This is a genomic window from Pseudomonas sp. 57B-090624 (assembly GCF_003234055.1).
GTDB classification, from domain to species: Bacteria; Pseudomonadota; Gammaproteobacteria; order Pseudomonadales; family Pseudomonadaceae; genus Metapseudomonas; species Metapseudomonas tohonis.
The window spans coordinates 25,197-31,932 of record NZ_QKRU01000079.1 but is presented as its reverse complement, the minus strand read 5'-3'; the positions used below and the strand labels follow the sequence as shown (position 1 = coordinate 31,932).

8 protein-coding genes and 1 pseudogene are annotated in these 6,736 nt (G+C 68.4%); 3 read left to right on the top strand and 6 right to left on the bottom strand.

All coding sequences use genetic code 11. From position 1 onward, the window contains the following. Nucleotides 1–687, top strand: a pseudogene (locus DMX10_RS32850) (serine/threonine protein kinase); the annotation flags it as partial. A 61-nt stretch (nt 688–748) separates the two neighbouring features. Continuing rightward, nucleotides 749–1,603, top strand: a complete 855-nt coding sequence (locus tag DMX10_RS27250) for an FHA domain-containing protein (protein WP_111264035.1) — start codon at nt 749–751, stop codon at nt 1,601–1,603. A gap of 37 nt (nt 1,604–1,640) precedes the next feature. On the opposite strand, the gene DMX10_RS27245 is transcribed toward DMX10_RS27250, so the two are convergent. From DMX10_RS27245 to DMX10_RS27230, 4 genes are all read right to left on the bottom strand, one after another. Beyond that, nucleotides 1,641–2,060, bottom strand: coding sequence for a DUF4019 domain-containing protein (locus tag DMX10_RS27245; RefSeq protein ID WP_111264034.1), 420 nt, complete (start codon nt 2,058–2,060; stop codon nt 1,641–1,643). Then, nucleotides 2,057–2,353, bottom strand: coding sequence for a hypothetical protein (locus tag DMX10_RS27240; RefSeq protein WP_178083021.1), 297 nt, complete (start codon nt 2,351–2,353; stop codon nt 2,057–2,059). The genes DMX10_RS27245 and DMX10_RS27240 overlap by 4 nt, the downstream gene beginning before the upstream one ends. Nucleotides 2,354–2,381: 28 nt before the next feature. Next, on the bottom strand, nt 2,382–2,630 hold the full coding sequence (locus tag DMX10_RS27235) for a hypothetical protein (RefSeq protein WP_111264032.1): 249 nt from the start codon (nt 2,628–2,630) through the stop codon (nt 2,382–2,384). 122 nt (nt 2,631–2,752) lie between these two features. Beyond that, nucleotides 2,753–3,358 carry a glutathione S-transferase gene (locus tag DMX10_RS27230; protein WP_111264031.1) on the bottom strand — a complete coding sequence of 202 codons (606 nt, stop codon included), beginning with the start codon at nt 3,356–3,358 and terminating at the stop codon, nt 2,753–2,755. Nucleotides 3,359–3,484: 126 nt separating this feature from the next. Between DMX10_RS27230 and DMX10_RS27225 the strand changes: the two genes are divergently transcribed. Then, nucleotides 3,485–4,384, top strand: a complete 900-nt coding sequence (locus DMX10_RS27225) for a LysR substrate-binding domain-containing protein (RefSeq protein WP_111264030.1) — start codon at nt 3,485–3,487, stop codon at nt 4,382–4,384. Nucleotides 4,385–4,446: 62 nt separating this feature from the next. On the opposite strand, the gene DMX10_RS27220 is transcribed toward DMX10_RS27225, so the two are convergent. Together DMX10_RS27220 and DMX10_RS27215 are read right to left on the bottom strand one after the other, a co-directional pair. Next, nucleotides 4,447–4,839, bottom strand: coding sequence for a hypothetical protein (locus DMX10_RS27220; RefSeq protein ID WP_178083020.1), 393 nt, complete (start codon nt 4,837–4,839; stop codon nt 4,447–4,449). Between the two features lie 431 nt (nt 4,840–5,270). After that, nucleotides 5,271–6,536, bottom strand: coding sequence for an OprD family porin (locus DMX10_RS27215; protein WP_111264028.1), 1,266 nt, complete (start codon nt 6,534–6,536; stop codon nt 5,271–5,273). Nucleotides 6,537–6,736: the final 200 nt, after the last annotated feature.

The following is a 6,736-nucleotide window of genomic DNA, read 5'->3' as shown; positions in this document are numbered from 1 at the left end:
CCCACGCGCAAGGCGAAGGCGGCACCGGCGGCTCCCGCGCAGCCGGCCCCGCGCCGAGGCGTGCCGATCTGGGGTTGGGCCCTGCTGGGCGTGCTGCTGCTCGCCCTGGGCGGCGGCCTCGGCTATCACCTGCTGCAACAGAAGAAGATCGACGACCTGCTGGCCCGGGCCGAACTGCGCCTGAACGCCGGCAGCCTGGTGGAGCCGGCCGGCGACAGCGCCGAGCACTACTTCAACCAGGTGCTGGCCCTGGATGCCGGCAACGCCGCCGCCACCCAGGGCCTGGCCCGCGTGCTGCAGGCCCGGGTCGACGCCCTGGTGGCCCTGGGCGATGAGCGCCTGGCCGACGACCGCCTGCTGCAGCCCGAGGGCGACAGCGCGGTGGCCTACTACCAGCAGGCGCTGGCCCTGCAACCCGAGAACCCGCGCGCATTCGCGGGCCTCGAACAGGTGGCGCGGCGCTTCGCCCTGCTGGCCGAGGAAGCCTACGGCCATCGGGAGTTCGCCCTGGCCCAGGAATACATCAAGGGTGGCCTCGCGGTGGCGCCGGAAGATTCGCAGCTGCTGCAGCTGCAGGCCGACCACGCCATGCGCGTGCGCAAGGCCCAGGTGGTACGCAGCCAGTCGCGGCAGCAGCAACAGACCGCCAACCCGGTCAAGCGTTTATGGAACCGCATCTTCGACTGATGCGCGTTAACAGGTCAGCTGGGCGATCGGCTTGGCGCAACCAGGATCAAGGATTTCGGACATGCTCAGGATTCACTTCGCAGACAATCGCCAGGAGCCGGTCTGGCTGGTGGACGAACGCTTCACCATCGGCCAGGACGCGCGCAACAACCTGGTACTCAACGAGGCCGAGGTCAGCCCCTTCCATGCGGAAATCCGCCAGGACCACGGCCTCTACTACCTCACCGACTGCGGCACCCGCAGCGGCACCTTCGTCAACGGCGAGCGCATCGGCGCGCGCTACCAGCTGCGCTCCGACGACCGCGTGCGCATCGGCACCCTGGAGCTGCTGCTGGTCGACCCGGCCAAGGTCAAGCCCAAGGCCGCGCCCACCGCGCGCTGGTTCCTGCAGGTGATCAAGGGCGAGCACGAGGGGCAGAAGTACCACGTCACCGGCTCCATGACCTTCGGCCGTTCGGTGAAGTGCGAACTGTGCTTCAGCGACCTGGAGCTGTCCCGTCGCCATGCCGAGTTCTTCCTCAAGGACGACGTGCTGGAGATCAAGGACCTGGCCTCGGCCAACGGCGTGTTCGTCAACCAGCAGAAGGTCGGCACCGCCGTGCTGGCGCCGGGCGACCAGGTGCGCATGGCTTCGGTGACGCTGCTGGTGATCGGGCCCAAGGTGGAGGTGCGCCAGGCCGCCGACGAGGACGCCACCCAGTTCGTCCGCGTGATCGACCTGCCCAAGCCGGTCGCTGCCCCGCGCCCGGCCAGCCAGCCGGCGGTGGCCAACCCGCTGCGCGCCGCCGCGCCGGCGCCCGAGGCTCCGGCAGTGGCCGCCTCCGCAGAGGATCGCACCGGGCGCCTGGTGCTGATCGGCGGCATCGTCCTGGCCGTCCTCGGCGTGGCGGCGGTGGTCGCGAAGTTCGTTCTGTAGGCCGCGTGCCTGGCCGACCCGCCCGGGTCGGCCTCTCTCAATCGACGTAGTAACCGGCCACCCGCCACTGGCCGTCGGCGTCGCGCATCGGCGTCACCGTCTCCACCGCCTCGCTGTGGTGCTCGAAGTTGCTGCGGTATTCGAGGATCACGTACTCGCCGTCCGGCAGGCCCGGCAACTGGGTCGCGTACGTGGCCGACTGCAGCGTGCGCGCCCGCACCGGCCCCAGGGGCGAGCGCAGGTCCACCGCCAGGTTGATCCAGTCGTAGCGTGTCACCGAGTGACGGAACAGGCTCGCCGCCTGCTGCCAGCTGCGCAGGTAGTCCTCGCTGTCGGCGAGGACCAGCCAGGCGCGCGCGGCGGCCTTGGCCTGCTCGATCTTCTGCGCCTCCGTGGCCTGGGCGAGGGTGCAGGCCAGCAGGCCGAAGGCCAACAGGGCACTGCGTAACATCTTCATCCTTCTCTCCTTGAATGCAGGGGTTGCCGGTCCATCCGGTACGCCTGGTGCAGCAGGATACGCAGCGCCAGGCGGCTCTGCGCGTCGTTCGGCGGCAAATCGAACCGAGGCAGCCAGGCGCGCCGCATGCGGATATCCACCCAGCGCCGGGCGCCGCGCACCCGAATGTGGCAGAACGGCCGGTGCCCCAGGTAGAAGCTGCCGGGACGGGGCTCGCTGATGCACGGCCAGTTCCTGATCGCTGCCAGCAGTTGACCGAGGTCCGCCAGGGCATGTTCCGGGTTTCGCGCCACGGGCCTTCGACTCCCGCCGGTCGCCGGCTCAGAACACATAGCGCGCCGGATTGCCAAGCAGTGACCGTGCCAGCGGCCCCGCCCGGGGCAGCTCCAGGCTGGCCGGCAGGGCCAGGGGCGGGCGCTTGTCGCTGGCGGCCAGCGGCAGGAACAGGTCCTGGGCATGGCTGGTGTCGAGGCGGGCGAGGGCTTGCCAGTCGGCCGCCGCGAGGGTGCCGGCCAGCGCCAGCACGCCGGCGAGGGCGAGCAGCGAATCGAAGAGTCGGGTGAGTGTCATGGCGACTGTCCCTGTCGGAATGGTGGTCGCCTGTCGCGAGCGGCAGGCCGTCGGAGCTGCCCATCCTAGGCAGCCACCGGCGGCGAATATTGCCTGCTTTGTCGTGGAACTGTGAAGGTTTGTTAAGCCATCGGCGTGGCGAGGAATGCCGGCAGCCGCTCGGCGCGCTCGGCGAAGGCCGCCAGCAGCGGATAGCCGGCGGGCTCCAGTTCCTCGCGGATCACCAACTGGGCGAAGCCCCAGGCCACCGCCAGGCTGATGCCGTCCTGGCCGATGCCGGCGCCTTCGCCCAGGGGGCGGCGGGCCAGTTCCGCTTCCAGCTCGCTGCAGGCCGCGTGCAACTGGTAGCGCACCCGCTCCAGCCAGGGCGCATGCTGCTTGTCCTGCGGGCGCAGCTCCTTCTCGTAGACGATCTGCACCGCCTTCTCGCACAGCGCCAGGGCCAGGCCGACCACGCGCAGGGCCTGGGCGCGCGGGGCCGGTGCTGCGGGCAGCAGGCTGCGCCCGGCGAGGGTTTCCAGGTAGTCGAGGATCAGGCTCGAATCCATCAGCGTGGTGCCATCGTCGAGCACCAGGGTCGGTGCCTTGACCACCGGGTTGATCGCCTTGAAGGCATCGAAATGACGAAACACCGAAACCGCCTCGTGCTCGAAGGGGATGTCGAGCGAGCGCAGGCTGATGGCGACCCGGCGTACATAAGGGGAATCCAGCATACCGATCAGTTTCATTAACAGGTTCCTTGGCGACGGATTGGAAGAGGCACCCCGACCAGGTGGGCGGCTCGCAAAAAAATAGCGGTGCGCCGGGGCGGTGAATATCGATACTTTCTGCCGATTCCTGTTAGTTTTCCTTACATGAATCACATGCCTCCACTGGCCTCGCTGCGCAGCTTCGAAGCGGTCGCGCGCCTGGGCAGCATCACCCGGGCCGCCGCCGAGCTGCACGTCACCCACTCGGCCATCAGCCAGCAGATCAAGCAGCTGGAGCTGCTGCTCGGCCTGCCGCTGTTCGTCCGCGAAGGGCGCGGCCTGCGCCTGAACGAGGATGGCCGCCTCTATGCCCTGCAGATCCGCCGGGCGCTGGAGGACATCGGCGAAGCCACCCGCCTGGTGCGCGACCGCCCCGAGCGCGAGGCGCTGACCATCGCGGTGATGCCGTCCTTCGGCGCCCAGTGGCTGCTGCCGCGCCTGCCGCGTTTCCAGGCGCGCCACCCGCTCTACCGCATCCACCTGCAAGCCAGCCTCGGGTTGCAGGACCTGCGCCAGTCGGGGGTCGACCTGGCCATCCGCATGGGCCAGGGCAACTGGGAGGGGCTGGAGCGGCGCCGGCTGTTCGACGACGAACTGCTGCTGGTGGCCTCGCCGCGCCTCAATGGCGGCGACCTGCCGCAGACGCCCCAGCAGGCCCTGCGCCTGCCCCTGATCCGCACCGCCGAACCCTGGCTGCGCTGGTGCCAGGCGGCCGGCGTGGACGAGCCGCCAGCGGACCTGGGCCTGTGGATAAACGACTCCAACCTGGTGCTGGAGGCCCTGCGCCTGTGCCAGGGCATCGCCCTGGAACGCCGCAGCCTGGTACAGGGCGCACTGGCGCGGGGCGAGCTGGTGCAGCTCACCGGCATCAGCGTGCCCTACGCCTTTCCCTACTGGCTGGTGTGGCAGCCGGGCGAGGGCGTGGGCCAGAAGCACGAGGATTTCGGCACCTGGCTGGACGAGGAGGCCGCGCTCTATCGCGCGTCCATCGGCCAGGCGCGGTAACGCCCGGCGCGCGCCCATGAAAAAGGGAGCCCTGGGGCTCCCTTGTTCGTTGCCTGGGTGGATCAGTCCGCCAGGCGCTGGTCGCGGCGCAGCTGCAGCAGGTCGCCCTGGGTGCACTGCTGCGGCTGGGCGGCGGTCAGGTCGTAGCAACGCTGACCGAAGCCCATGGGCCAGTAGATGATCGCGAAGGGCGGCCAGAAGATCGACGCCACGCGAAAGCGCGCGCGCAGCTTGCCCTGCTGCACCAGCGTGCCGTGGCTGTCGGTCAGCTTGTAGGGGATGCCGCCGGCGGAGCTCCAGAAGAACGGGCGGGTGGTCACCATGCCCTGGCTGAACTGCTGGGGACGCTCGTAGACCGAGACCTTGGTGTCTTCCGGGAGCTTGAAATAGGTGCGGGTGGAGCAACCCCCCGCCACCAGGGCCACCGCGACGATGGCGGCCGTGCGCTTGAACATCTTCACATCCATTCCTTTATCGGTACGACTTCATCCAGGGCGGCCGGGCCGCCGGGCGCGCATGGTGCCCATCTTTGGCTGATGGCGCCAGGCCATTAGTCGGTTGCGGCATCGATCGGCCGCTTTTTTTGTGCGCCGGTCGAGGTTGAAGCGGGGAGCCGCAAGCCCTGCTGCGCCGACCTCCGCGCCTTTGTAGGAGCGGATTCATCCGCGATGTTTTCAAGGACGCGTGCATCGGGTGGGCGTAGGGTGATGCGTAGGGTGGGCTTCAGCCCACCGCTTCTCGGAGCGTCAGTCTATTGCCGAGCAACCCCCCTGCACCCATGCCGGGTTGCACCCGACCTGCGAAAGCTGCCCGTCTCCACTTTCCAGCCCCCACAAAAAAGCCCCGGCGCTTTCACGCCGGGGCTTTTGGGCTCGCGAGGGCTCGGTCAGAAGATATTGACCGGGTACTCGACGAATACGCGGACTTCGTTGCCGTCGTCGACGTAGCTGTTGATGTTGTTGGAGGCACGCAGCATGGAGCCGCGCAGCTTCATCTTCAGGTCCTTGGCCGGGCCTTCCTGGACCACGTACTGCACCTGGTTGAAGATCTCGCGCTCCTGGCCGCGGCCGCCCTGGCCGGCGTCGATGTTGTCGCCGCGCACGTACGCCACGCGGTAGCTGAGGCCGGGTATGCCGTATTCGGCGAAGTCCAGGCCGTAGGCGACCTGCCAGGAGTTCTCGTCCTTGCCGTTGAAGTCGGACCAGTAGGAGTTGGCCAGCCAGATGGTGGTGCCGCCGTCGCCGATGTAGTCGCCGCTCTGGTAGCCGCCGTAGAGGTAGCCGATGTCACCGCTGCTGCGCTGGTGCGCCAGGGTGAAGGAGTGCCCGCCCAGGGCGTAGGTGGCCGCCAGGCTCCAGATGCGGTTGTCGCGCGCATCGTTGGTGGCGAACTCCTTGTCCAGGCGGGTCTTGTAGCCGTTGAAGTCCAGGGTCACGGACTGGTCGTCGGCCACCGGGATGATGTAGTTCAGGTTCAGGTACTGCTTCTTCAGCACGTCCTTCACGTCGGAGGCGTAGAGAGAGGTGCTGAACTGGTCGTTGAACTTGTAGCTGCCGCCGTACACGTCGATGCGCTTCAGGCCGCCGCTGTCGCGGGCCTCGGCGCTCTTCTGGGCTTCGGCGTTGAAGCGGCCGACGTTCAGTTCCAGGCCTTCGATCTCCTTCGAGGTGATCAGGGTGCCGGTGTAGCTTTCCGGCAGCAGGCGCGAGTCGTCGTAGCTCAGGACCGGCAGGGCGGGCATCTGGTCGCCGACCTTGATCACGGTGTTGGAGATACGGGCCTTGATGGCGGCGCCGGCGCGGGCGATGTCGTCCTGGGCGTGGCCGCTGTCACCGGGCTTGAAGAAGTCGATGCCGGCAGCGCCGACGCGGCCCTTGCCACCGTCCAGGCGCAGGGCGTACAGGCCGAAGGCGTCGACGCCGAAGCCGACGGTGCCCTGGGTGAAGCCGGAGCTGAAGTTGCCGATGAAGCCCTGGCCCCATTCCATGCGGTCGGGGTTGCCGTGCTTGTAGTCACGGTTCATGTAGGCATTGCGCAGCAGCACGTTCAGGCTGCTGTCCTCCACGAAACCCTTGGATTGCGCCTGCTCATTGGCGAAGGCGGGGGCGGAGGCAGCGATGCAGAGGGCGATCAGGCTCAGGTTCTTCTTCATTGTGGGTACTGCTCGGTTTTCGAAAGGCGGCGATTCTGAACAACTCGCCCGGGCGGTTCAAGACCGCCGATGGTCGGGGTGGCGCGCGAGCGGTGACCTGTCGTCGGCCCATCGCCCGGCGAGGGGGACAACCGGGGCGCCGCGCAGTCCATTTGGGGTCGGCCCAGGGAAGGGCGCGTTCGGCACCCGCCCAGCCACCG

What these genes read in the sequence shown, in the direction of transcription:
- DMX10_RS27250 (WP_111264035.1), top strand. Translation starts at nt 749, where the DNA reads ATGCTCAGGATTCACTTCGCAGACAATCGCCAGGAGCCGGTCTGGCTG.
- DMX10_RS27245 (WP_111264034.1), bottom strand. Translation starts at nt 2,060, where the DNA reads ATGAAGATGTTACGCAGTGCCCTGTTGGCCTTCGGCCTGCTGGCCTGC.
- DMX10_RS27235 (WP_111264032.1), bottom strand. Translation starts at nt 2,630, where the DNA reads ATGACACTCACCCGACTCTTCGATTCGCTGCTCGCCCTCGCCGGCGTG.
- DMX10_RS27230 (WP_111264031.1), bottom strand. Translation starts at nt 3,358, where the DNA reads ATGAAACTGATCGGTATGCTGGATTCCCCTTATGTACGCCGGGTCGCC.
- DMX10_RS27225 (WP_111264030.1), top strand. Translation starts at nt 3,485, where the DNA reads ATGAATCACATGCCTCCACTGGCCTCGCTGCGCAGCTTCGAAGCGGTC.
- DMX10_RS27220 (WP_178083020.1), bottom strand. Translation starts at nt 4,839, where the DNA reads ATGTTCAAGCGCACGGCCGCCATCGTCGCGGTGGCCCTGGTGGCGGGG.
- DMX10_RS27215 (WP_111264028.1), bottom strand. Translation starts at nt 6,536, where the DNA reads ATGAAGAAGAACCTGAGCCTGATCGCCCTCTGCATCGCTGCCTCCGCC.